Source organism: Mycobacterium sp. 852002-40037_SCH5390672, from assembly GCF_001665875.1.
In the GTDB taxonomy this organism is placed as follows: domain Bacteria; phylum Actinomycetota; class Actinomycetes; order Mycobacteriales; family Mycobacteriaceae; genus Mycobacterium.
In genome coordinates this window covers 16,315-39,755 of the sequence record NZ_LZTA01000008.1, presented here as the reverse complement: position 1 = coordinate 39,755, position 23,441 = coordinate 16,315, and the positions used below count along the sequence as shown (strand labels likewise).

The following is a 23,441-nucleotide window of genomic DNA, read 5'->3' as shown; positions in this document are numbered from 1 at the left end:
AGTTGAGGTGCCGACCCATAATTCGTCCACTTCCCGGCGCTCCGGAAGCCGAGTCGTCTATGCCGCCGGCGCGGTGCTGTGGCGACCGGGCAATGCCGACGCAGGCGACCACGACATCGAGATCGCCGTCATTCACCGTCCCCGGTATGACGACTGGTCACTGCCCAAAGGCAAGGTGGACCCCGGCGAGACGGCCCCGGTGGCCGCCGTGCGCGAGGTGCACGAGGAGACGGGTCAGCGCGCCATCCTCGGCAGGCGGGTCGACCTGGTGAGCTACCCGATCGACCAGGGTGTCAAAAAAGTCTATTACTGGACGGCGCGAGCCACCGGCGGCGAATTCGTGCCGGGTGACGAAGTCGACGGATTGCTGTGGTTGCCGATCGCCGAGGCGATGCAGAAGCTGGATTATGCGCAAGACCGAAAAGTGTTGCGCCACTTCAACAAAAAGCCCGCTGACACACAAACCCTGTTGGTGGTCCGGCACGGCACGGCCGGCCGCAAATCGCGTTTCTCCGGCGACGACGCCAAGCGGCCGCTGGACAAACGTGGACGCGCGCAGGCTGAGGCGCTGGTTCCACAGCTGCTGGCCTTCGGTGCGACACAGGTGTATGCGGCCGACCGGGTCCGCTGCCACCAGACCGTGGAACCGCTTGCCGAGGACTTGGGTGTGCCCGTGCACAACGAGCCCACCCTCACCGAGGAGGCCTATGCCAAGAACCCGAAACGGGGCCGCCACCGAATGCTGGATATCGCCGAGCAGCAGGACACGCCGGTTGTCTGCACTCAGGGCAAGGTGATTCCGGACTTGATCGCGTGGTGGTGTGAGCGCGACGGCGTGCGGCCCGACAAATCGCGCAACCATAAGGGCAGCACCTGGGTGCTGTCACTGTCAGACGGCCGGTTGGTGGCCGCCGACCACATCGGCGGTGCGCTGGCCGCCAACGTCCGGGCCTAGCGTGATGGCGGCGGCCCGCTGCGCCCGGCCTCGCCGCGCTTGCGACCGTCGCTAAGCGCACGAATACCCTTCGGGGGCACCGCTGCCGCCCGAAGGGTATTCGTGTCTAGAACTTGACTCCGCCTACTTGCGACCGCGACGTGCGGTCGTCTTCTTGGCCGGAGCCTTGCGGGCCGGAGCCTTGCTCGCCGCCTTCTTGGCCGGTGCCTTGGTCGCGGCCTTCTTGGCCGGGGCCTTGGTCGTGGCCTTCTTGGCTGGAGCCTTGGTGGCCGCCTTGCGAACCGGAGCCTTGGTCGCGGCCTTCTTGGCCGGGGCCTTGGTCGCGGCCTTGCGAACCGGAGCCTTCTTGGCCGCGGCCTTCTTGGCTGGAGCCTTCTTGGCCGCAGCCTTCTTGGCCGGAGCCTTCTTGGCGGCGGTCTTCTTAGCCGCACCACCGGACACCACACCGCGCTTGACGGCCGGGCCGTCCGACGGGAGGCGCTGTGCGCCAGACACAACCGCTTTGAATTGTGCACCGGGGCGGAACGCAGGGACGGACGTCGGCTTCACCTTCACCGTCTCACCGGTCCGCGGGTTGCGGGCAACCCGCGCTGCGCGGCGCCGCTGTTCGAACACACCGAACCCGGTGATAGTGACGCTGTCGCCCTTGTGTACCGCACGCACAATGGTGTCGACAACATTCTCGACCGCAGCGGTCGCCTGTCGACGGTCCGTGTTCAATTTAGTTGTGAGCACATCAATGAGCTCTGCCTTGTTCATCAATCCCTCCGACGCTAGTGGTCCTCGATTTGAACCAACTAGTGGACACGGTAAACCCTCACCCAGCAAATTTCCAAGAGCCACGCGCAATTTCACGGCAAGGCGTACGACGTTTTCGCAATCCGGTTGCCGCCCTTGACCGGTGGAGGGCGTTAAAAATCGGCCGGGTTTAGTTAGCCGATCAAGCAGAAAATCGGCTTCGCTCGGCCACTCAAGCGGTGGGCACAGTACGCGGTTTCCAGTCCGGATACGCCGTCTCGAATGACTCGATTTCGTCGAGTTTTCGCAGCGTAAGGGCTATATCGTCAAGTCCTTCGAGTAGTCGCCATGCGGTGTGGTCGTCAATCTTGAACGGCAGCACCGTCGTTCCCGCAGTGATATTTCGATCTTGAAGATTGGCAGTGATTTCCAAGCCGGGGTTCTGCTCGATGAGCTTCCAGAGCAGCTCCACACCGTCTTGGGAAACTTCGGCCGCCAGCAGCCCCGACTTGCCGGCGTTGCCCCGGAAAATGTCACCGAATCGAGACGAGATGACCACCCGGAACCCGTAGTCCATCAGCGCCCACACCGCATGCTCACGCGACGACCCCGTCCCGAAATCGGGTCCCGCCACTAGCACTGACCCCCGGTCAAAGGGGCTGAGGTTTAGCACGAATGACGGATCCGACCGCCAGCTGGCGAACAGACCGTCCTCGAAACCGGTTCGGGTGACGCGCTTCAAATACACCGCCGGAATGATCTGATCGGTGTCGACATTGGAGCGCCGCAGCGGCACACCGATACCGGTGTGGGTGTGAAATGCTTCCATGCTCATCCCTTCACAGTCGAATACGTCAGCTCAAATCGGCGGGAGCAGACAATGTGCCGCGAACTGCCGTCGCCGCCGCAACGCCCGGAGACACCAAATGCGTGCGGCCGCCTTTACCCTGGCGCCCTTCGAAGTTGCGGTTGGACGTGGCTGCACACCGCTCCCCTGGAGCAAGCTGGTCGGGATTCATTCCCAGGCACATTGAGCAGCCCGCTTGGCGCCACTCAGCGCCGGCAGCGGTGAAAACCTCACCCAGCCCTTCGGCTTCGGCCTGCGCGCGCACCCGCATCGAGCCCGGCACGACGAGCATCCGCACCCCGGACGCGACCTTGCGGCCACGCAGCACGTCGGCGACGACCCGCAGGTCTTCGATACGACCGTTGGTACAAGAACCCACGAACACCGTGTCAACGGCGACGTCGCGCATCGGAGTGCCCGGTCGAAGGTCCATATACGCCAACGCTTTCTCAGCCGCCTGCCGCTGCGCGTCGTCGGTCATCAACTCGGGATCCGGCACGGCGTCGGCCAACGGCACGCCCTGGCCGGGGTTCGTTCCCCACGTCACGAACGGGGTCAGCGACGCGGCATCGAGGTAGATCTCGGTGTCGAATTCGGCCCCGGGGTCGGTGTGCAAGTCCTGCCAATAACGCATCGCCGCATCCCATTGCGCCCCCTGCGGGGCGTGCGGGCGGTCACGCAGGAACTCGAATGTGGTTTTGTCCGGAGCCACCATGCCCGCCCGGGCACCGGCCTCGATGCTCATATTGCAGACGGTCATCCGGCCTTCCATCGACAGCGATTCGATGGCGCTGCCGCGATATTCGATGACATGGCCCTGGCCGCCGCCGGTACCGACCTTGGCTATCAGCGCGAGAATGATGTCCTTGGCCGTCACGCCGGCGGGCAGTTGCCCGTCGACATTGACCGCCATCGTCTTGAACGGTCGCAGCGGCAACGTCTGAGTGGCGAGCACATGCTCGACCTCCGAGGTGCCAATTCCCATGGCCAGCGCGCCGAATGCGCCATGGGTCGAGGTGTGACTATCCCCACAGACGATCGTCATTCCGGGCTGCGTGAGGCCCAGTTGCGGCCCGACCACATGCACGATGCCCTGCTCGACGTCGCCCATCGGATATAGCCGCACACCGAATTCGGCACAATTCCGCCGCAATGTCTCGACCTGGGTCCGCGATACCGGGTCGGCAATCGGCTTGTCGATATCGATGGTCGGGACGTTGTGGTCCTCAGTGGCCAGCGTCAAATCGGGGCGGCGCACCGGCCGGCCGGCCAGGCGTAGACCGTCGAAAGCCTGCGGGCTGGTGACTTCGTGCACCAGGTGCAAATCGATGTAGATCAAGTCGGGCGCCCCGCCTTGATCCGAGCCACCGCCTGACACCACAACGTGGTCATCCCAGACTTTTTCGGCCAGAGTGCGCGGTTTGGTGGCGGCCCCCGCCGCCCCTTGGTCGATTCCCATATCGAACTCGCCTCAATTCGCCTCGTTAGCGGCTCGCCGATCATTCGGGCTGTGATCTCAGAATGCGAGACGCTAGTATCTCCTTGTGAGACAGCATAGCGGTATCGGCGTCCTGGACAAAGCCGTGGGTATCTTGCACACGATCTCCCAATCACCCTGTGGATTAGCCGAACTGTGTGAGCGGACCTCGTTGCCCCGCGCCACGGCCTATCGGCTGGCGGCCGCCCTCGAGGTCCATCGCCTGCTGGCGCGCGACGACGAAGGACGCTGGCTGCTTGGTCCGGCGGTCACCGAACTCGCGGCCCATGTCAACGATCCACTGCTGGCTGCCAGCAGCGCGGTGCTCCCGCTGTTGCGCGAAACCACCGGCGAAAGCGTGCAGCTGTACCGCCGCGAGGGCACCGACCGGGTCTGCGTGGCTGCGCTGGAACCCGCTGCCGGCCTTCGCGATACGGTTCCGATCGGGGCGCGACTGCCGATGACGGCCGGGTCGGGGGCCAAAGTGCTGCTGGCCCACAGCGACGCGGCCACCCAGAAAGCGGTTCTCGCGACGGCGAAATTCACCGAACGAACCCTGGCCGAAGTGCGGCGTCGGGGTTGGGCCCAAAGCGTCGCGGAGCGCGAGCCGGGGGTGGCGAGTGTGTCGGCGCCGGTGCGCGACAGCCGCGGCGCCGTCGTCGCAGCCATCTCCGTATCGGGGCCCATCGACCGGATCGGCCGACGCCCGGGGGCGCGCTGGGCCGCCGATCTGCTGTCCGCAGCCGAAGCACTCACCCGCCGGCTCTGAGCTGTTCCGGCGGCGAGTGTGCGTCCAGGGCGGCGTAATCGGGAATTTGTCGCCCTCGGTGCACGCTCACCGCCACCAGTGCACAGTCACCGCAGACCGCCTGCCAGACTGGCCGGCATGGGAACCAATCAGCGCGCGAGCATCGTCATGTCCGAAGACGAGATCGCCGATTTCGTCGTCAAGAGCCGCACCGGCACCCTGGCCACCATCGGCGCCGATGGCCAGCCTCATTTGACCGCCATGTGGTACGCCGTCGTCGATGGCGAGATCTGGCTGGAGACCAAGGCCAAGTCGCAGAAGGCCATCAACCTCAAGCGCGATGCGCGGGTGAGCTTTCTGATCGAGGACGGCCACACCTACGACACACTGCGCGGGGTGTCCTTCGAGGGCGTCGCGGAGATCGTCGACGATCCCGATGTCTCACATCGGGTGGGGGTCAGCGTCTGGGAGCGCTACACGGGTCCCTACACCGACGACATGAAGCCGTTCGTCGAGCAGATGATGAACAAGCGGGTCTGCGTTCGCATCGTGGCCCGCCGGGCTCGTTCGTGGGATCACCGCAAACTCGGCTTGCCGGCTATGCCGGTGGGCGGATCGACCGCGCCGGCGGTCCTGGGGACCGACCAGTAACTGCGATATTTGTAGCCCCGATGGGATTCGAACCCACGCTACCGCCGTGAGAGGGCGGCGTCCTAGGCCGCTAGACGACGGGGCCAGACACGATCCGAGCAGTCAGCATATCTCACCCCGCTAAGCCCACCTAATCGCTTGAGGCCGGGAGAGTTTTGCTGGGGTACCAGGACTCGAACCTAGAATGGCTGAACCAGAATCAGCTGTGTTGCCAATTACACCATACCCCATTGGCTGCCTAAAACCGCTGGTCAGCGTCGATTGCGGGCTTTCATAAGTTCTTTGGAGTCCGCCGCCGCCAGCCGTTGTCGGCCTTTGTAAACCGCAGTGCAGACTACCAAAGTCTCGGCGCACACTCCGCACGCGCGGTCCCGTTGCTCAACGGGGGTCCCGCCCGGCAATCTCGCGCGCCGCCCGCAGCCGCAGCACACTGCGGTCGCGGCCCAGCAACTCCAGCGACTCGAACAACGGCGGGCTGATCGTCGTCCCGGTAGCCCCCACCCGGAGCGGGCCAAACGCCTTGCGCGGTTTGAGGCCGAGCTTGTCGATGAGCGCGGCCTTGAGCGCGGCTTCGAGCTGGGGCGCGGTCCAGTCCGCGACGTCGTCCAGCGCGGCCAGCGCCGCGTCCAGGACCTCGGCACCGTCCGGCCCCAGCTCTTTGGCGGCGGCCCGGGGGTCGATGGCGTACTCGTCGTCGTTGAGGAACTTCAGCAGCTCCCAGGCGTCACCGAGCACCACGATCCGGGTCTGCACCAAGTCGGCGGCGGCGGCGAAGCTGGCGTCGTCCAATTCGAGGCGATGGCCGTGGACGCTGAGATAGTCGCGCAGCCTGGCGGTGAAGTCGTCAACCGCCAGCATCCGGATGTGCTCGGCGTTGAGCGCGTCGGCCTTCTTCTGGTCGAAGCGGGCGGGATTGGAGTTGACGTTGACCACGTCGAACGCGGCTACCATCTCCTCGAGGCTGAACACATCGTGGTCGTCGGCGATGGCCCAGCCGAGCAACGCGAGATAGTTGAGCAACCCTTCGGGGATGAAACCCCGGTCGCGGTGGGCGAACAGGTTCGACTGCGGGTCACGCTTGGAGAGTTTTTTGGTTCCCTCTCCCAATACCGTTGGAAGATGGGCGAACTGCGGCGTGCGCTCGGCGACGCCGATCCGGATCAGCGCCTGATACAGCGCAAGCTGGCGCGGGGTCGACGACAGCAGGTCGTCGCCACGCAGCACATGGGTGATCTTCATCAACGCGTCGTCACACGGGTTGACCAAGGTGTACAACGGATCTCCGTTGGCGCGGGTCAACGCGAAATCGGGCACGGACCCGGCCGCGAAGCTGGTGGTGCCGCGAACCAGGTCGTCCCACGCGAGGTCTTCGTCGGGCATCCGCAGCCGCACCACCGGTTTGCGGCCCTCGGCCAGAAACGCGGCGCGCTGGGAATCGGTCAGGTGCCGGTCGAAATTGTCGTAGCCCAGCTTGGGATTACGACCCGCGGCGACATGGCGCGCCTCGACCTCCTCCGGCGTGGAAAAGGCGTAATAGGCCTCCCCCGCTTCCAGCAGCGAGGCCACCACGTCGTGATAGATCTCACTGCGCTGCGACTGGCGGTAGGGGCCATAGGGTCCGCCCACCTCGGGCCCCTCGTCCCAATCCAGACCGAGCCAGCGCAGCGCGTCCAGCAGCGCCAGGTAGCTTTCCTCGCTGTCGCGCTGCGCATCGGTGTCCTCGATGCGAAAGACGAAGGTGCCCCCGGTGTGTCGGGCGTAGGCCCAGTTGAACAGCGCCGTGCGGACCATTCCGACGTGCGGGGTGCCGGTGGGCGAGGGACAGAATCGGACCCGGACTAGCTGTGCTTGCGCTGGTGCAGTCACGATTTTCCTTTACGGACCACGGGATTGGTGAGGGTGCCGATGCCCTCGATGGTGATGGAGACCGTGTCGCCGTCCTCGATGGGGCCGACACCCGCCGGCGTTCCGGTGAGGATGATGTCGCCGGGCAGCAAGGTCATCACGGCCGAAATCCACTCGACGATGGCACCGATGTCGTGGATCAGCAGCGAGGTGCGGCTGTGCTGCTTGACCTCGCCGTTGACCTCGGTGCGCAGTTCCAGGTCGTCCGGGTCCAGCGGCTTGAGGTCGGTGACGATCCACGGCCCGACCGGGCAGAAGGTGTCATGCCCTTTGGCCCTGGTCCACTGGCCATCGGATTTTTGTTGATCGCGCGCCGACACGTCGTTGCCGATGGTGTAGCCGAGGATGTTCTCCGCCGCCTGGGCGGCCGAGACGTCCTTGCAGGGCCGGCCGATCACTACCGCCAGCTCGCCCTCGAAGTGCACCGGTGATGCGTTGGCAGGCAACCGAATCGGCACGTTCGTCCCGATGATCGCGGTGTTGGGCTTGAGGAATATCACCGGATCCACCGGTGCGGGGCCGGTCATATCCTTCATCTCGGCGATGTGATCGGCGTAGTTCTTTCCGACACACACCACCTTGCTGGCCAGTATCGGTGCGAGCAGCCGGACGTCGGCCAGCGGCCATGATCGGCCGGTGAAGTTCGGCGTGCCGAACGGATGTTCGGCGATCTCGCGCGCGATCATCTCGGCTGGATCGTTGAGTTCACCTTCGATGCTGACGAAGGCGACTCCGTCCGGGCTGGCGATTCGACCAAGGCGCATTTGGTTGAGCCTAGTGACGGTCGCGAGCGCGGCGTAGCCGGGCGTGGCGGGCCGTCACGATCCAGCCCGAGTGACGGTCGCGAGCGCGGCGCAGCCGGGCGTGGCGGGCCGTCACGATCCGGCCCGAGTAGGGAGGCACCAATAGCGGGCAACGGCCCAAGTCCTACCCCTAAATTTCGCGCCGGTATGCAAGCATGGGGAATGCAGATCGACCCCGCCGCGACGCCCAAAATCGGCACGGGCGCGCGCTGGTCGATCATGATCGTTTCGCTGCTGGCAACGGCAAGTTCGTTCCTCTTCATCAATGGCGTCGCCTTCCTCATCCCGTCGCTGCAAGGGGTGCGCGGAATCCGGCTCGACGAAGCAGCTCTGCTGGCCTCGATGCCCAGCTGGGGCATGGTGGTCACGCTGGTGCTCTGGGGATACGTGCTGGACCGGGTCGGCGAGCGGGTGGTGATGGCCACCGGCTCGGCGCTGACCGCAATTGCGGCCTACGCCGCGGCGTCGGCGCATTCGATGGTGATGATCGCCGTCTATCTGTTTCTCGGCGGTATGGCCGCCGCCAGTTGTAACACAGCCGGCGGACGGCTGGTGTCCGCCTGGTTTCCGCCACACCAGCGCGGGCTGGCCATGGGCATCCGTCAGACGGCGCAACCCTTGGGAATCGCCTTGGGGGCGATGATAATTCCCGAACTGGCCGAACACGGGCCGCGGGCCGGTCTTCGGTTCACGGCGCTGGCGTGCGTGTTCGGGGCGGTCGTGAGCGTGGTCGGAATCGTCGACCCGCCGCGTAAACCCCGCGCCAGTGCGAGCGATCAGGAACTCGCCAGCCCGTACCGAGGGTCGTTGACGCTGTGGCGAATTCACGCCGTGGCGGGTCTGATGATGATGCCGCAAACGGTCACCGTGACGTTCATGCTGGTGTGGCTGATCCGCAACTTGCACTGGTCGGTCGCGGCCGCCGGCGGGTTGGTCACCCTTTCGCAGCTGCTCGGCGCGCTCGGCCGCGTCGCCGTGGGCCGCTGGTCGGATCGACTCGGCTCACGCATGCGGCCGGTGCGCTACATCGCGGCCGCCGCCGTGCTCACCCTGCTGTTGCTGGCGTGGGCCGACTACATGAATTCCCGGTGGCAGGCGGGGCTGATGGTCGCCATCTCGGTGATCGCGGTACTCGACAACGGGCTGGAAGCGACCGCCATCACCGAACTCGCCGGGCCGTACTGGAGCGGTCGCGCCCTGGGCATTCAGAACACCACCCAGCGGATGATGGCGGCCGCGGGCCCCCCGCTGTTCGGTGCCTTGATCTCGGCGGCGAAATATCCACCGGCGTGGATGTTGTGCGCGTTGTTCCCGCTGGCGGCAATGCCGCTGGTGCCGACGCGGCTGCTCCCGCCCGGCTTGGAAACTAGAGCCCGGCAGCAATCCGTTCGCCGACTTCGGTGGTGGCGCGCCGTTCGTTCCCACGCGTTGCCAGATATTGCTCAACGGCCCGGTCCACCCTCTTAGCGGCGGCGTCCTCGCCGAGATGGGCGAGTAGCAGCGCCACCGACATGATGGCAGCGGTCGGGTCGGCGATGCCTTGACCGGCGATGTCCGGAGCGCTGCCGTGGACGGGCTCGAACATCGAGGGATTGGTCCGGGTGCCGTCGATATTTCCACTGGCGGCCAAGCCAATTCCGCCACACACCGCCGCTGACAGGTCGGTGATGATGTCGCCGAACAGGTTGTCGGTGACGATCACGTCGAAGCGACCGGGGTCGGTGACCATGAAGATGGTCGCGGCATCGATGTGTTGATACGCCACCTCGACCTCGGGATAGTCCTCACCCACCTCGGCCACCATGCGCGACCACAGCTTGCCGGCGAAAGTCAGCACGTTGGTTTTGTGCACCAGCGTCAAGTGCTTTCGTCGTCGCTGAGCCCGCTCGAACGCGTCGGCCACCACGCGGCGTACACCGAAAGCGGTGTTCTGGCTTACCTCGGTGGCGATTTCATTGGGCGTGCCGACGCGGATGGCACCGCCGGTGCCCGTGTAGGGACCTTCCGTTCCCTCGCGCACCACCACGAAGTCGATCTCGGGGTTGCCGGCCAGCGGGCTGTTCACTCCCGGATACAGCCGGCCCGGCCGCAAGTTGATGTGATGGTCGAGCTCGAAACGCAGGCGTAGCAACAGGCCTCGCTCCAGGACGCCGCTGGGCACCGACGGGTCACCGATGGCTCCTAGCAGAATGGCGTCATGCGCGCGCAGCTCGTCGACGACCGAGTCCGGCAGCAGCTCGCCGGTGGCGTGGTAGCGCCGCGCGCCCAGGTCATAACTGGTCTTGTCCACCCCGGGCAGCACCGCGTCCAGGACTTTGATGGCCTCGGAAACGACTTCGGGCCCAATACCGTCGCCCTCGATCACCGCCAACTTCATCGGCGCCGCTCCTCCTCATCGCTCCGCTTTGCATCGTCGCCGGCGCTCACGACAGATCAACCACCTCAAGCTTGTTGGCGCCCACCGCCGCGCCGATTTCGGCCCGCACGTCGCCCGGCACGTCTTGGTCCAGGCGCAGCAGGATCGTCGCACTCGGGCCCTCGGCGTCCTCGGAGAGCTGCGCGGCTTCGATGTTCACCCCGGCCGAACCCAGCAGGGTGCCGATTTTGCCCAGCGCGCCGGGCTGGTCGACATAGTTGATCACCAGGTTGATCCCCCGGGCGCGTAGATCGAAGTTGCGGCCGTTGATCTGCACGATCTTCTCGACCAGCTGCGGCCCGGACAAGGTGCCGGCGACGTTGACGGTGGTGCCGTCGTGCGCAACCGCGCGCACGTCAACCACGCTGCGGTGGTTGGGACTTTCCGAAGCGGCGCCGATTTCGGCGGTGATGCCGCGTTCTTCGGCCAGCGACGGCGCGTTGACGAACGTCACCGGTCCCTCGACGACGGCCGAGAACAGCCCTCGCAGGGCCGAAAGTTTAAGCACCTCAACATCTTCGGAGGCAAGCTCGCCGCGTACCTGCACCGACAACGACACCGGCGGGCCATCGGAGAGCGTGGCGGCCAGCACCCCGAGCTTGCGCACCAGGTCCAGCCATGGCGCCACCTCCTCGTTGACCACCCCGCCCCCGACGTTGACCGCGTCGGGAACGAATTCCCCGGCCAGAGCGAGCTTCACGCTCGCCGCGACGTCGGTGCCGGCCCGGTCCTGCGCCTCCTCGGTCGATGCGCCCAGATGGGGTGTGACCACCACCTGCGGCAGTTCGAACAGCGGGCTGTCGGTGCACGGCTCTTTGGAGAAGACGTCCAGACCGGCCGCGCGCACGTGGCCGCTGCGCACCGCGTCGGCCAGCGCCGCCTCGTCCACCAGGCCACCACGGGCCGCGTTGACGATGATGACGCCCGGTTTGGTCTTGGCCAGCGCGTCTTTGTCGATCAGGCCCGCGGTCTCGGGCGTCTTCGGCAAGTGCACCGAGATGAAGTCGGCGCGGCCCAGCAGTTCGTCCAGCGTGAGCAGCTCGATGCCCAATTGTGCTGCGCGCGCCGGTGACACGTAAGGGTCGTAGGCGATCAGGTGGGTGCCGAAGGCGCTGATCCGCTGGGCAACCAACTGACCGATCCGGCCCAGGCCCACAACGCCGACCGTCTTGCCGAAGATCTCGGTGCCCGAGAACGACGACCGCTTCCAGGCGTGCTCGCGCAGCGAGGCATCGGCGGCCGGGATCTGGCGGGCCGCGGACAACAACAGCGCCAGCGCGTGCTCGGCGGCGCTGTGGATGTTCGACGTCGGCGCGTTGACCACCAGCACGCCGCGCTCGGTGGCGGCGTCGACGTCGACGTTGTCCAGGCCAACCCCGGCGCGGGCGACGATCTTGAGCTTGGGCGCCGCCGCCAGCACCTCGGCGTCGACGGTGGTGGCCGAACGCACCAGCAGCGCATCGGCCTCCGGCACGGCCGCCAGCAGCTTCTCCCGATCGGGGCCGTCTACCCAGCGCACCTCGACCTGGTCGCCCAGGGCGGCGACGGTTGATTCGGCGAGCTTGTCGGCAATGAGTACAACAGGCAGATTCACCCGGCCAGCCTATCGGCTGTAATTGACGCGTGGACGTCACCATCGTCGGCAGCGGACCCAACGGGCTGACCGCTGCCGTAATCTGCGCCCGGGCCGGCCTGAAAGTGCAGGTCGTCGAAGCTCAGCCGACCTTTGGCGGGGGTGCGCGCACCGCACCCGACCCAGATTCTGCGGGAGTCTTGCACGACATCTGCTCCGCGGTGCACCCGTTGGCGCTGGCGTCGCCGTTCTTCAAGGAGTTCGACCTGCCCGCGCGCGGCGTGCGGTTGGCGGTGCCAGAGATTTCGTACGCCAACCCGCTGCCTGGTCGTCCGGCGGTCATCGCCTACCGCGACCTGGGCCGCACCTGTGCCGAACTCGAGCACGGCGCGTCCTTCGGACGCCTGCTCGGCCCGCTGGTCGAGCGTTCCGACGACGTGGTGGCCCTGCTGCTGGGCGACAAACGCTCGATACCGAACTCGCTGCCGTCGGCGCTGCAGCTGGGGCTGCGAATGCTGGCCCAAGGCACCCCGGCGTGGGGTTTGCTCGCCGGGGACGACGCCCGCGCGCTGTTCACCGGCGTTGCCGCCCATATCATTTCGCGGATGCCGTCGCTGACCGCGGCCGGTGCCGGGCTGATGCTGGCCACCCTCGCGCATTCGGTCGGCTGGCCGATTCCGGTGGGCGGCAGCCAGGCGATCACCGACGCCCTGATCGCCGATCTGCGCGCGCACGGCGGCGAGCTCACGGCCGGCACGGAAGTAATCGAACCGCCGGGCGGAGTCGTCGCCTATGACACCGCGCCGACCGCGCTGCTGAAGATCTACGGCGAAGCCCTCCCCTCTCGCTACGCTAAGGCGTTGCGGCGCTACACGTTCGGGCCTGGGGTCGCCAAGGTGGACTTTGTGCTCAACGACGAGATTCCGTGGTCGGACGTCCGGCTGCGCCAGGCCCCGACCCTGCATCTCGGCGGCACCCGGGCGCAGATGGCTCACGCGGAGGCCGAGATCGCCGCCGGCCGTCACGCGCAGTGGCCCATGGTGCTGGCCGCGTCCCCGCACGTCGCCGACCCCGGCCGCATCGACGCCGACGGACGCCGCCCCTTCTGGACCTATGCCCACGTGCCGTCGGGGTCCACGGTCGAGGCGACCGATGCGGTGACCGCGGTGGTCGAGCGGTTCGCACCCGGCTTCCGCGACGTGGTGGTGGCCGCGCGCGCGGTGCCGGCCGCGCGGCTGTGCGACCACAACGCCAACTATGTGGGCGGCGACATCGGGATGGGCGGCAACTCCGCCTGGCGGGCGATCGTCGGCCCGACACCGCGGTTAAACCCTTGGCGCACACCGATTCCGAAGGTATACCTGTGCTCCGCGGCCACACCCCCGGGCGGAGGCGTGCACGGCATGGCCGGCTACTACGCCGCACGCACGTTGTTGCGTCGTGAATTCGGAATCGACACTCTTCCCGATTTGCGGCCTACGATGACGCCGTGACGAAACTTGCGGTCATCTACTACTCGGCCACCGGGCATAACACCACGATGGCGCAGCGTGTCGCCGCGGCGGCCGAGTCGGCGGGGGCCGAAGTCCGCTTGAGGCACGTCGCCGAGACACAGGATCCCGAATCGTTCGCCCACAACCCGGCCTGGACGGCGAACTACGAGGCCACCAAAGACCTTCCGGTCGCAACCGGCGACGACATCGTGTGGGCCGACGCGGTGATCTTCGGTTCACCGACCCGCTTCGGCTCCCCGGCAGCGCAGTTGCGCGCGTTCCTCGACTCGCTGGGCGGGCTATGGGCGCAGGGCAAGCTCGCGGACAAGGTGTATGCGGGCTTCACGTCGTCCAACACCGTGCACGGCGGCCAGGAAACCACCCTGCTCTCGCTGTACATCACGCTGATGCATTTCGGCGGCATCATCGTGCCCCCGGGATACACCGATCCCTGCAAGTTCGTCGATGGCAATCCCTATGGCGTGAGCCTGGTCACCACCCACGACAACATCAACGAATTCGACGAGCCGACCGACGCCGCCCTCGAGCATCTGGCCCGCCGGGTGGTCGAGACGGCGGGACGCCTCGCGACGTCTTAAGCCACCGAACGTGCACTCACGGCGAAAAAATCGCGAAATAGTCGCCCTGAGTGCACGTTCGGCGCCGCAAACTAGGCGGTCTCGGTGATCGGCCGGTCGACCCAGCTCATCAGGTCGCGCAGCTTCTTGCCGGTGACCTCGATGGGGTGCTCGGCGTTTTCCTTGCGCAGCTGCTCGAGTTGCTTGTTGCCGCCCTCGACGTTGGCGACGAGCTTCTTGGTGAAGCTGCCGTCCTGAATGTCGCGCAGGATGGCCCGCATCCGCTCTTTGGTATCGGCGTCGATGACGCGCGGACCGGACAGATAGCCACCGAACTCAGCGGTGTCGGAGACCGAGTAGTTCATCCGGGCGATGCCGCCCTCGTACATCAGGTCGACGATCAGCTTGAGCTCGTGCAGCACCTCGAAGTAGGCCATCTCCGGCGGGTAACCCGCCTCGACCATCACGTCGAAACCGGTCTTCACCAATTCCTCTGTGCCACCGCATAACACGGCCTGCTCACCGAACAGGTCCGTCTCGGTCTCGTCCTTGAAGGTGGTCTTGATGACACCGGCGCGGGTGCCGCCGATGGCCTTGGCATAGGACAGCGCCAGCGCCTCGCCGTCGCCGTTCGGGTCCTGATCGACGGCGATCAGCGCCGGCACACCCTTGCCGTCGACGAATTGACGACGCACCAAGTGCCCGGGGCCCTTCGGCGCGACCATCGCGACGGTGACGTTGGCGGGCGGCTTGATCAGGTCGAAGTGGATGTTGAGCCCGTGACCGAAGAACAACGCGTCCCCATCCTTGAGGTTGGGTTCGATGTCGTTGGTGAAGATGTCGGCCTGCGCGGTGTCGGGTGCCAGCAGCATGATGACGTCGGCCCACTTGGCGACCTCGGTCGGGGTGTCGACGTCCAGGCCCTGCTCGGAAACCTTGGCGCGGGACTTCGACCCCTCCTTCAGGCCCACCTTCACCTGCACGCCGGAGTCGCGCAGGCTCAGCGAGTGCGCGTGTCCTTGGCTGCCGTATCCGATGACACCGACCTTGCGACCCTGGATGATCGTCAGGTCCGCATCGTCGTCGTAGAACATCGGCAATGTCTCCCCAGGCGGGTTAGTCACTTCACTATCTCCTTCTTGTTTGCGCTGAAAACTTATTTGGCCGTGCCGATTCCGCGCGGACCGCGGGATAGCGACACCACTCCGGATTGGACGATTTCGCGGATCCCGAACGGTTCCAGGACCCGCAGCAACGCCTCGATCTTGCCGCGGTTACCGGTGGCCTCGATCGTCAGTGCCTCCGGCGACACGTCAATCACCTTGGCGCGGAACAGGTTCACCGCTTCGATCACCTGACTGCGAATACCCGCGTCGGCGCGCACCTTGATCAGCGCCAGTTCCCGCGACACCGAGTTGTCGTCGTCGAGCTCGACGATCTTGATGACATTGATCAGCTTGTTGAGCTGCTTGGTGATCTGCTCGAGCGGGGTCTCCTCGGCGGAGACCACAATGGTCATCCGCGACATGTCCTTCTGCTCGGTGGCGCCGACCGCCAGCGACTCGATGTTGAAGCCGCGCCGCGAGAACAGGGCCGCCACACGGGCGAGCACGCCGGGTTTGTCTTCGACCAACACCGACAGGGTGTGGGTGTTCATCAGGCGTGCCCCTCGCTTTCGTCGTCGAACAGCGGGCGGATGCCGCGGGCCGCCTGAATCTCGTCATTGCTGGTGCCGGCGGCCACCATCGGCCACACCTGCGCGTCGGCGCCGACGATGAAGTCGATCACCACCGGGCGGTCGTTGATCGCCCGCGCCTGGTTGATCACGTCCTCGACGTCTTCTTCACGCTCGCAACGCAATCCGACGCAGCCCAACGCCTCCGCCAGCTTCACGAAGTCCGGGATGCGACGCGAATGCGTGGCCAGATCCGTCTGGGAGTAGCGCTCTTGGTAGAACAGCGTCTGCCACTGGCGGACCATGCCCAAGTTGCCGTTGTTGATCAGCGCCACCTTGATCGGCACGCCTTCGATCGCGCAGGTGGCCAGCTCCTGGTTGGTCATCTGGAAACAGCCGTCGCCGTCGATCGCCCACACCTCCGCGTCCGGGCGAGCCATCTTGGCGCCCATGGCAGCCGGAATGGCAAACCCCATGGTGCCCAACCCGCCGGAGTTGAGCCAGGTGCGCGGCTTTTCATAGGAGATGAATTGGGCCGCCCACATCTGGTGCTGACCGACACCGGCGACGTACAGGGCGTCCGGACCGGCGATCTGGCCCAGCTTCTCGATGACGAATTCCGGGCCGAGGCTGCCATCACTCTGCGGTCCGTAGCTCAGCGGGTACGTGGACTGAACCTCGTTCAGGTAGCCCCACCACTCGGTCATGTCGAGCTTGCCGGGTATCCCGTCCTGCCGCAGCAACTCGAGCAGCTCGATGATGACGGCTTTGACGTCGCCGACGATCGGCACGTCGGCGTGCCGGTTCTTGCCGATCTCGGCCGGGTCGATGTCGGCGTGAATGACCTTGGCTTCCGGGGCGAAGGTGTCCAGCTTCCCGGTCACCCGGTCATCGAAGCGGGTGCCCAGCGCGATCAGCAGGTCGCTGCGCTGCAGGGCCGCCACCGCGGCGACGGTGCCGTGCATGCCGGGCATGCCCATGTGCTGCGGATGGCTGTCCGGGAAGGCGCCGCGCGCCATCAGCGTGGTCACCACGGGGATGCCGGTCAGCTCGGCCAGCTCGCGCAGCTGCTCGGTCGCGTCACCGCGGATGACCCCGCCGCCCACGTAGAGCACCGGCTTACGGGCGGCCGCGATCAGCTTGGCGGCCTCGCGGATCTGCCGGCTGTGCGGTTTGGTGTTCGGCTTGTATCCGGGCAGGTCGATGCGCGGCGGCCAGCTGAACGTGCACTGGGCCTGCAGCACGTCCTTGGGGATGTCGACGAGCACCGCGCCGGGACGCCCCGAGGACGCGATGTGGAACGCCTCGGCAAGCACCTGCGGGATTTCGTTACCCGAGCGGACCAGGAAGTTGTGCTTGGTGATCGGCATCGTGATGCCCGAGATGTCGGCTTCCTGGAAGGCATCGGTGCCGATCAGCGAGCGCCCGACCTGGCCGGTCACGGCGACGACGGGTATCGAGTCCATCTGGGCATCGGCCAGCGGGGTCACCAGGTTGGTGGCGCCGGGGCCCGACGTCGCCATGCAGACACCGACCTTGCCGGTGGCGTGCGCATAGCCGCTGGCGGCGTGGCCGGCCCCCTGCTCGTGGCGCACCAGCACGTGGCGCAGCTTTTGCGAGTCGAACAGCGGGTCATAGACGGGCAGCACCGCGCCGCCGGGAATGCCGAAGATGACCTCTACACCGAGTTCCTCCAGCGAACGGATCACCGACTGTGCGCCGGTAAGTTGCTCGGGCCCAATGCGTTTCGGCTTGCCGGTCGCGGACTTCGCGGCGGGCTTGGCCGCGTCCGTAGCGATGTCGGCAGCGTCCGGTGTCGCGGAGGCGTGCTGCCTGATGGGAGCGCTCACTGTCGTTCAGTCCTTTATTCATTCCGGGAGTCTCGCTGGGGGCAACAAAAAACCCCCGACAGCTCATCTGCTGCACGAGGGTTGCGCGTTGGTGCTGGATTGCTTCACATGCTGAAGGGCAAGTCAGCCACCAACGCGCCGACTAATTACTACGAGCATCCCGGGCTTTCCGGCGGTATCCATAGCGTCCGACGCTAGCCTTCGCACAGCTCAGCAGTCAAATCCGTGACCGTCGGCGTCCCGCCCACCAGATGGGTGGGGCGCGGTGCCGACGGCTGAGCGCTCGCGGAATCGTGCCCGCGTCCCAGGTGAAATGATGGTGGCGTGGCTACCGGTTCGTCTCACCAAACACCGTCCAAAGCGCCCGTCGTGATCAAAGTGTCGCCGATAGCGCATCTGGCTGTCGGGTTCTTGACCTTGGGGTTGCTGATCCCGGTGCTGCTGTGGCCGCCGTCCCTGCCGCTGCTGATCCTTCCGATACTGCTGTCCGCGTTGATCATCCGGTTACGCACCGTCGCCGACGACCAGGGCGTGACCGTTCGCACGCTGCTGGGCAGCCGGCAGGTGCGCTGGGACGACATCGAGGGGCTGCGTTTCCACCGCGGCTCGTGGGGTCGCGCGCGCCTCAAGAGCGGAACGGAGCTGCGATTGCCCGCGGTCACGTTCTCCACGCTGCCCCAGCTGACCGAGGCGAGCGCGGGGCGGGTGCCCAACCCCTATCGGTGAAGAGCCGGTCAGGCGATCGGATTCACGCCATTGAGGGCCACCCACACCCCGACACCGGCGGCGATGCCGGCCAGCAGGGCGACAAAGGACCCGATGAAGGGCCGGTGCGCCCACCCACGGCGCGCATCCAGGCCATAGCGGCCCGGTCCGCACAGAACGACCCCGGCGGCCAGGACGATCAGGGTGAGCTGGTATTCGTGGCCCTCGGGCAGGAAGAACGAGAAGGTGCGCGTATGCGGCCGCGCCGAGACGCTGGCCAGCAGACCGTTGATCAGGAACGCCAGCGCACCGGCCGCCGCTACCGGCGTGAACAAACCCAGTATCAGCAGCACACCCGCCACGGCCTCACCTCCGGCGCTCACGTAGGCGAGGATGTCGGCGTGCTGGTAGCCCACGTCGGACAGTGAGTTCTTGAACCCGGACACGCCCGAGCCGCCCCACCAGCCGAACAGCTTCTGCAGCCCGTGGGCGCCGAGCACCACACCAAGCCCGACCCGCAGCAACAGCAAACCGAGATGCTGCGTTCCGCGCCGGCCGACGTCGTGCAACCGGTCGTGGTGTTCGTCGTCGTCGTCGATCTCGGCGGCCTCGGCAGCCGCGTGCCGGGCCGGCGCATGCGGCTGGACGTAGGGCAACGGCTCCTGCTGTTCCAGCAGGTTATAGCCGCCGGCCCCAGAGCCGGCGGCCGCTGCGGAGGCGCCGTAAGGGATGACGGTGGTGGTCCCGGTCGACGGGTTGAAGTCGCCGGGGAAGCCGACGGGCGTCAGATCATCTTCGGGATCGACCAGCCGCGCCGTGGCGGGGCGTCCCGGGGTCGGCTCCGGGGATTCGCCGGGCCGTTGCCAATGTGCGTCATTCGGTTGACTGGTCACGGGTGACAGGGTAAGGGCATTCGGTCCTGAATTGGGGATTTGAGCGGCGCTTTCGCCTGGCAATCGATGGTTTGCCCGCCACGGGGGCCGGGATCGGCCCCAAATCGCCTTCCGGGCCCGTTCCGATGGGCCCGCAACGGGGAGATCGCCCGTCGCCGGAGGTGGCGCGGGACCCGGACACAAAGCGGTCGTGTTCGAGTTTTGGGCGGCGGGCAAGAGGGACGGGTGTGGCGGCGCTGCCGGCACTGTCCGTAGCCTGACGGTCATGCGACTAGGGCGATCGGGGCGGTCGGTTCGGCGCGGCTTCGCCGCGCTGTGCGCCCTCGTGCTGGTGACGAGCGGGTGCGCACGCTTCAATGACGCCCAATCCCAACCGTTCACCACCGCCCCCGAATTGAAGCCGCAGCCCAGCTCGACGCCTCCCCCGCCGCCGCCGCTGCCGCCCACACCGTTTCCCAAGGCCTGTCCCGCTCCCGGGGTGATGCAGGGCTGCCTGGAAAGCACCAGCGGCCTGATCATGGGTCCCGACAGCAAAACCGCACTGGTCGCCGAGCGCACCACCGGCGCGGTCAAGGAGATCTCGGTCAGCGCCGAGCCGAAGGTGAAGACGGTGATTCCGGTGGACCCGTCCGGCGATGGCGGGTTGATGGACATCGTGATGTCGCCGACCTACACGCAGGACCGCCTGATGTACGCGTACATCAGCACGCCGACCGACAACCGGGTGATCCGCGTGGCCGATGGCGACATCCCCAAGGACATCCTGACCGGGATTCCCAAGGGCGCCACCGGAAACACCGGGGCGTTGATCTTCACCAGCCCCACCACGCTGGTCGTGATGACCGGCGACGCGGGCAATCCGGCACTGGCCGCCGACCCCAAATCGCTGGCCGGCAAGGTGCTGCGGATCGAGCAACCCACCACCGTGGGCCAGGCGCCTCCGACGACCGCGCTGTCCGGCGTGGGTTCCGGCGGCGGCCTGTGCACCGACCCGGTCGACGGCTCACTGTATGTCGCCGACCGCACCCCGACGGCAGACCGGTTGCAGCGCATCACCAAAACGTCAGACGTCTCCACGGTGTGGACCTGGCCGGACAAGCCCGGCGTAGCCGGCTGCGCGGCCATGGACGGGACCGTGCTGGTCAACCTGATCAATACCAAGCTGACGGTTGCGGTCCGGCTGGCGCCGGCCACGGGTGCGGTCACCGGTGAACCCGATGTCGTCCGCAAGGACACCCACGCGCACGCCTGGGCGCTGCGCATGTCCCCGGATGGCAACGTCTGGGGGGCAACCGTCAACAAGACCGCCGGGGACGCCGAGAAGCTGGATGACGTGGTGTTCCCACTGTTCCCGCAGGGCGGCGGGTTCCCGCGCAACAGCGACGACAAGAGCTGAGGATCCTCACGTCGCCGCCATCGTGATGGCGGACGATCGACGCCGCGGCTAGCTCTGGCCGCAGGCGGCCAGGACCAGTTCGCGCACCCGGGCGGCATCGGCCTGCCCGCGGGTGGCCTTCATCACCGCGCCGACGATCGCGCCGGCCGCGGCCACCTTCCCACCGCGAATCTTTTCTGCCACATCGGGATTGGCGGCCAGCGCGTCGTCGACGGCGGCTTGTGTCACCGAGTCGTCGCGCACCAGCGCCAGGCCGCGCGCGGTCATCACCTCTTCGGGCTCGCCCTCCCCGGCCAGCACACCCTCGATGACCTGACGGGCCAGCTTGGCGGACAGCTTGCCCTCGTCCACCAACGCCACCACCGCGGCGACCTGGGCGGGCGTGATGGCCAGCTCATCGAGCGCTAGGTTGGCCTCGTTGGCCTTCTGCATCAAGAAGTTTCCCCACCAGGCGCGGGCCTGCTCGCTGGACGCGCCGTGTGCGATGGTTGCGGTGACCAATTCGATCGCCCCGGCATTGACCAGATCGCGCATCACCTCGTCGGAGATTCCCCACTCGTCCTGAATGCGCTTGCGGCTCAACCACGGCAGCTCGGGAATGGTCTGGCGCAGCCGCTCGACCAGCTCGCGGCTGGGGGCCACGGGCTCCAGGTCGGGCTCGGGGAAATACCGGTAGTCCTCGGCGGTCTCCTTGGTGCGCCCCGGACTCGTGTAACCGCCAGCCTCGTGAAAGTGTCTGGTTTCCTGCGTGATTCGACCGCCGGACACCAGAATCGCGGCCTGACGCTGCATTTCATAACGAACGGCAACCTCAACGCTTTTCAGCGAGTTGACGTTCTTGGTTTCGGTCCGGGTACCGAACACGGTGGCACCGGTCGGCTTGAGCGACACGTTGGAGTCACAACGCATCGATCCCTGGTCCATCCGGACGTCGGATACGCCCAACGCGCGTAACAGGTCTCGCAATGCCGTCACGTAGGCCCGGGCGATCTGCGGCGCTCGGGCTCCGGCACCCTCGATGGGCTTGGTGACGATTTCGATCAGGGGCACGCCGGCGCGGTTGTAGTCGATCAGCGAGGTCGTCGCGCCGTGGATCCGGCCGGTCTCGCTGCCGATGTGAGTGAGCTTGCCGGTGTCCTCTTCCATGTGGGCACGTTCGATTTCGACGCGCCAGGTGGTGCCGTCCTCCAGCGGGGCGTCCAGGTAACCGTTGATGGCGATTGGCTCGTCGTACTGCGAGATCTGGTAGTTCTTCGGTTGGTCCGGGTAGAAGTAGTTCTTCCGGGCGAAGCGGCACCACGGCACGATCTCGCAGTTCAGCGCCAGGCCGATGCGAATGGCCGACTCGACCGCGTTCTGGTTGAGCACGGGCAACGAGCCGGGCAGCCCGAGGCACACCGGGCACACCTGGGTGTTGGGTTGGGCGCCGAAAGCGGTGGAGCAGCCGCAGAACATCTTGGTGACGGTGGACAGCTCGACGTGCACCTCGAGGCCGAGTACCGGATCGAATCGCGCGATGACGTCGTCGTAGTCCATTAGATCGGCGCTGGCGGCAACACTCATGCGCTCGATCCTAGTGGTGATCGCGAGCGCGGCGGAGCCGGGCGAAGCGGGTCACCGCCCATCAGCACCGTGGTGATCGCGAGCGCGGCGGAGCCGGGCGAAGCGGGTCACCGCCGATCAGCACCGTGGTGATCGCGAGCGCGGCGGAGCCGGGCGAAGCGGGTCACCGCCGATCAACACCGCGGTGATCGCGAGCGCGCTCTCCACCCCCGTCACCGAACATATCGGCCAGCACGGCCGCCATCTCCAAATAACTGCGCCGGCTTTCCTTGCTCAACCGGTCCAGCGCGATCTTTCGCCCATCGTGCACGTGCCGATCGAACGGCAACACCACCGTGGCGGCAACGCGGGCGGACAGTCGATCGAGTTCGGTGACGGCCACCCCGTCCACCTTGGCCGGCTCGACGTGGTTGATGGCGAGCACGGTCGACTGCATCAACGGTTGATACCCGCTGTGGCACAACCACTCCAGGGTGGTCCGTGTCTTGCGTATCGCATCGATCGAGGTGCTCGTGACCACCACCAGGGCGCGCGATTCCGGTAGAACAGCGTCCATCACAGCGGAATTGAGCGTTTTGACACAGTCGACCAGCACCAGCGAATACTGGTTTCGCAGCATCGAGAAGGCCCGCAGCATGTCGTCGCGCCCCAGGCGCCAGTCGGTGCGCGCGTAGTCGGGCAACCCGAGGACTTCCAGCCCGAAGCCGTTCATATACGTCAGCGCGCGTATGTCCTCGTACTGCGCCGCGGGGTTGCCGTGCAGCAGGTCGGCCATGCTGTGCGGGTTAGGCCGACCGTGGCGCTCGGCCAAGTCTCCGGCGTCGATATCGAGGGCAAGCACCCGGTCGTTGCGCACCGCCGCGAACGTCGAACCGAGGGCCTCCACCACCGTGGTCTTGCCGACCCCACCCTTGAGGTTCAGCACGGAGATGGGAAAGGCGCCACCCAGGCTCGCGCGGATGCGCTGCCGCAGCTCGTTTTCATAGGTCGTGTTTTTGCCCGGACCGAACTCGATCCCGGTAAAGCGATGAACCAGCCGTCGCCAGTTAAACCGGGTGGCATCGGTGTCCTGCGTGTCGAAGCGGTCCAGCGCGGTCGCGCCCAGCATTGGCTCCGGGCGCGGCGGTGCTGGGGCACGCCGGGGCGTTGGGGGCGCGGCAGGTGGACGTTGTGGC

General features: G+C 66.5%; 21 protein-coding genes and 2 tRNA genes. 8 read left to right on the top strand and 15 right to left on the bottom strand.

The genetic code is table 11. The features are described 5' to 3' along the window. The first annotated feature begins 7 nt into the window (after positions 1–7). Positions 8–955: a bifunctional NUDIX hydrolase/histidine phosphatase family protein gene (locus tag A5782_RS02110; protein ID WP_067094415.1), complete on the top strand. Its 948-nt coding sequence runs from the start codon at positions 8–10 to the stop codon at positions 953–955. Positions 956–1,078: 123 nt separating this feature from the next. On the opposite strand, the gene A5782_RS02105 is transcribed toward A5782_RS02110, so the two are convergent. From A5782_RS02105 to leuC, 3 genes are all read right to left on the bottom strand, one after another. Next, positions 1,079–1,714, bottom strand: a complete 636-nt coding sequence (locus A5782_RS02105; RefSeq protein ID WP_067094412.1) for an HU family DNA-binding protein — start codon at positions 1,712–1,714, stop codon at positions 1,079–1,081. A gap of 211 nt (positions 1,715–1,925) precedes the next feature. Continuing rightward, on the bottom strand, positions 1,926–2,522 hold the full coding sequence (leuD, locus tag A5782_RS02100) for a 3-isopropylmalate dehydratase small subunit (protein WP_067094775.1): 597 nt from the start codon (positions 2,520–2,522) through the stop codon (positions 1,926–1,928). 25 nt (positions 2,523–2,547) lie between these two features. Further along, the gene (leuC, locus tag A5782_RS02095) at positions 2,548–3,999 is read right to left on the bottom strand and encodes a 3-isopropylmalate dehydratase large subunit (protein ID WP_067094410.1); all 1,452 of its coding nucleotides are present in this window, start codon (positions 3,997–3,999) and stop codon (positions 2,548–2,550) included. A gap of 85 nt (positions 4,000–4,084) precedes the next feature. Between leuC and A5782_RS02090 the strand changes: the two genes are divergently transcribed. Beyond that, the gene (locus tag A5782_RS02090) at positions 4,085–4,786 is read left to right on the top strand and encodes an IclR family transcriptional regulator (RefSeq protein ID WP_067094407.1); all 702 of its coding nucleotides are present in this window, start codon (positions 4,085–4,087) and stop codon (positions 4,784–4,786) included. 117 nt (positions 4,787–4,903) lie between these two features. Further along, entirely contained in the window at positions 4,904–5,416 is a 513-nt protein-coding gene (locus A5782_RS02085; RefSeq protein ID WP_067094404.1) for a pyridoxamine 5'-phosphate oxidase family protein, read from the top strand. A gap of 12 nt (positions 5,417–5,428) precedes the next feature. Here the strand turns inward: A5782_RS02085 and A5782_RS02080 are convergent. From A5782_RS02080 to A5782_RS02065, 4 genes are all read right to left on the bottom strand, one after another. Next, positions 5,429–5,501 (bottom strand) — tRNA-Glu (locus A5782_RS02080). Positions 5,502–5,574: 73 nt separating this feature from the next. Then, positions 5,575–5,646, bottom strand: a tRNA-Gln gene (locus A5782_RS02075). 148 nt (positions 5,647–5,794) lie between these two features. Next, entirely contained in the window at positions 5,795–7,282 is a 1,488-nt protein-coding gene (gene gltX / locus A5782_RS02070; RefSeq protein ID WP_082942743.1) for a glutamate--tRNA ligase, read from the bottom strand. Then, positions 7,279–8,085, bottom strand: a complete 807-nt coding sequence (locus A5782_RS02065; RefSeq protein WP_067094398.1) for a fumarylacetoacetate hydrolase family protein — start codon at positions 8,083–8,085, stop codon at positions 7,279–7,281. Before A5782_RS02065 ends, gltX begins: the two co-directional genes overlap by 4 nt. Positions 8,086–8,286: 201 nt before the next feature. Here A5782_RS02065 and A5782_RS02060 point away from each other — a divergent pair, with 201 nt between their 5' ends. Further along, positions 8,287–9,591, top strand: a complete 1,305-nt coding sequence (locus A5782_RS02060) for an MFS transporter (RefSeq protein WP_067094395.1) — start codon at positions 8,287–8,289, stop codon at positions 9,589–9,591. On the opposite strand, the gene A5782_RS02055 is transcribed toward A5782_RS02060, so the two are convergent. Further along, on the bottom strand, positions 9,491–10,501 hold the full coding sequence (locus tag A5782_RS02055) for a 3-isopropylmalate dehydrogenase (RefSeq protein WP_067094391.1): 1,011 nt from the start codon (positions 10,499–10,501) through the stop codon (positions 9,491–9,493). The genes A5782_RS02060 and A5782_RS02055 overlap by 101 nt on opposite strands. 46 nt (positions 10,502–10,547) lie before the next feature. Further along, positions 10,548–12,134, bottom strand: coding sequence for a phosphoglycerate dehydrogenase (gene serA / locus A5782_RS02050; protein WP_067094388.1), 1,587 nt, complete (start codon positions 12,132–12,134; stop codon positions 10,548–10,550). A gap of 29 nt (positions 12,135–12,163) precedes the next feature. Between serA and A5782_RS02045 the strand changes: the two genes are divergently transcribed. Together A5782_RS02045 and wrbA are read left to right on the top strand one after the other, a co-directional pair. Further along, entirely contained in the window at positions 12,164–13,606 is a 1,443-nt protein-coding gene (locus A5782_RS02045; RefSeq protein ID WP_067094385.1) for an NAD(P)/FAD-dependent oxidoreductase, read from the top strand. After that, entirely contained in the window at positions 13,603–14,205 is a 603-nt protein-coding gene (wrbA, locus tag A5782_RS02040) for an NAD(P)H:quinone oxidoreductase (RefSeq protein WP_067094382.1), read from the top strand. Before A5782_RS02045 ends, wrbA begins: the two co-directional genes overlap by 4 nt. Before the next feature lie 71 nt (positions 14,206–14,276). On the opposite strand, the gene ilvC is transcribed toward wrbA, so the two are convergent. The 3 genes from ilvC to A5782_RS02025 form a co-directional block, all read right to left on the bottom strand. Further along, positions 14,277–15,278, bottom strand: a complete 1,002-nt coding sequence (gene ilvC / locus A5782_RS02035; RefSeq protein WP_067094379.1) for a ketol-acid reductoisomerase — start codon at positions 15,276–15,278, stop codon at positions 14,277–14,279. Between the two features lie 62 nt (positions 15,279–15,340). Beyond that, the gene (gene ilvN, locus A5782_RS02030; protein WP_067094376.1) at positions 15,341–15,841 is read right to left on the bottom strand and encodes an acetolactate synthase small subunit; all 501 of its coding nucleotides are present in this window, start codon (positions 15,839–15,841) and stop codon (positions 15,341–15,343) included. Beyond that, entirely contained in the window at positions 15,841–17,709 is a 1,869-nt protein-coding gene (locus A5782_RS02025; RefSeq protein WP_067094373.1) for an acetolactate synthase large subunit, read from the bottom strand. The genes ilvN and A5782_RS02025 overlap by 1 nt, the downstream gene beginning before the upstream one ends. Before the next feature lie 369 nt (positions 17,710–18,078). Between A5782_RS02025 and A5782_RS02020 the strand changes: the two genes are divergently transcribed. Continuing rightward, a complete protein-coding gene (locus A5782_RS02020) occupies positions 18,079–18,435 on the top strand; it encodes a PH domain-containing protein (protein ID WP_067094370.1) in 357 nt (118 codons plus the stop codon). An 8-nt stretch (positions 18,436–18,443) separates the two neighbouring features. Here A5782_RS02020 and A5782_RS02015 read toward each other — a convergent pair whose 3' ends face one another. Then, positions 18,444–19,307 (bottom strand): DoxX family protein, encoded by an 864-nt coding sequence (locus tag A5782_RS02015; protein ID WP_067094367.1) that lies wholly within the window; start codon positions 19,305–19,307, stop codon positions 18,444–18,446. A 265-nt stretch (positions 19,308–19,572) separates the two neighbouring features. On the opposite strand from A5782_RS02015, the gene A5782_RS02010 reads away from it, so the two are divergent. Continuing rightward, the gene (locus tag A5782_RS02010; protein WP_067094364.1) at positions 19,573–20,703 is read left to right on the top strand and encodes a sorbosone dehydrogenase family protein; all 1,131 of its coding nucleotides are present in this window, start codon (positions 19,573–19,575) and stop codon (positions 20,701–20,703) included. Positions 20,704–20,751: 48 nt separating this feature from the next. Here the strand turns inward: A5782_RS02010 and gatB are convergent, their stop codons facing one another. Together gatB and A5782_RS02000 are read right to left on the bottom strand one after the other, a co-directional pair. Beyond that, a complete protein-coding gene (gene gatB, locus A5782_RS02005) occupies positions 20,752–22,266 on the bottom strand; it encodes an Asp-tRNA(Asn)/Glu-tRNA(Gln) amidotransferase subunit GatB (protein WP_067094361.1) in 1,515 nt (504 codons plus the stop codon). A 163-nt stretch (positions 22,267–22,429) separates the two neighbouring features. After that, positions 22,430–23,374, bottom strand: a complete 945-nt coding sequence (locus A5782_RS02000) for a MinD/ParA family protein (RefSeq protein WP_067094359.1) — start codon at positions 23,372–23,374, stop codon at positions 22,430–22,432. Positions 23,375–23,441 lie beyond the last annotated feature (67 nt).

Bases quoted from the DNA above. Each gene is read 5' to 3' on its own strand.
- A5782_RS02000 (WP_067094359.1), bottom strand. From the start codon at position 23,374: ATGCTGGGCGCGACCGCGCTGGACCGCTTCGACACGCAGGACACCGAT.
- ilvC (WP_067094379.1), bottom strand. From the start codon at position 15,278: ATGTTCTACGACGACGATGCGGACCTGACGATCATCCAGGGTCGCAAG.
- A5782_RS02065 (WP_067094398.1), bottom strand. From the start codon at position 8,085: ATGCGCCTTGGTCGAATCGCCAGCCCGGACGGAGTCGCCTTCGTCAGC.
- ilvN (WP_067094376.1), bottom strand. From the start codon at position 15,841: ATGAACACCCACACCCTGTCGGTGTTGGTCGAAGACAAACCCGGCGTG.
- gatB (WP_067094361.1), bottom strand. From the start codon at position 22,266: ATGAGTGTTGCCGCCAGCGCCGATCTAATGGACTACGACGACGTCATC.
- A5782_RS02060 (WP_067094395.1), top strand. From the start codon at position 8,287: ATGCAGATCGACCCCGCCGCGACGCCCAAAATCGGCACGGGCGCGCGC.
- A5782_RS02105 (WP_067094412.1), bottom strand. From the start codon at position 1,714: ATGAACAAGGCAGAGCTCATTGATGTGCTCACAACTAAATTGAACACG.
- A5782_RS02085 (WP_067094404.1), top strand. From the start codon at position 4,904: ATGGGAACCAATCAGCGCGCGAGCATCGTCATGTCCGAAGACGAGATC.
- leuC (WP_067094410.1), bottom strand. From the start codon at position 3,999: ATGGGAATCGACCAAGGGGCGGCGGGGGCCGCCACCAAACCGCGCACT.
- A5782_RS02055 (WP_067094391.1), bottom strand. From the start codon at position 10,501: ATGAAGTTGGCGGTGATCGAGGGCGACGGTATTGGGCCCGAAGTCGTT.
- A5782_RS02010 (WP_067094364.1), top strand. From the start codon at position 19,573: ATGCGACTAGGGCGATCGGGGCGGTCGGTTCGGCGCGGCTTCGCCGCG.
- leuD (WP_067094775.1), bottom strand. From the start codon at position 2,522: ATGGAAGCATTTCACACCCACACCGGTATCGGTGTGCCGCTGCGGCGC.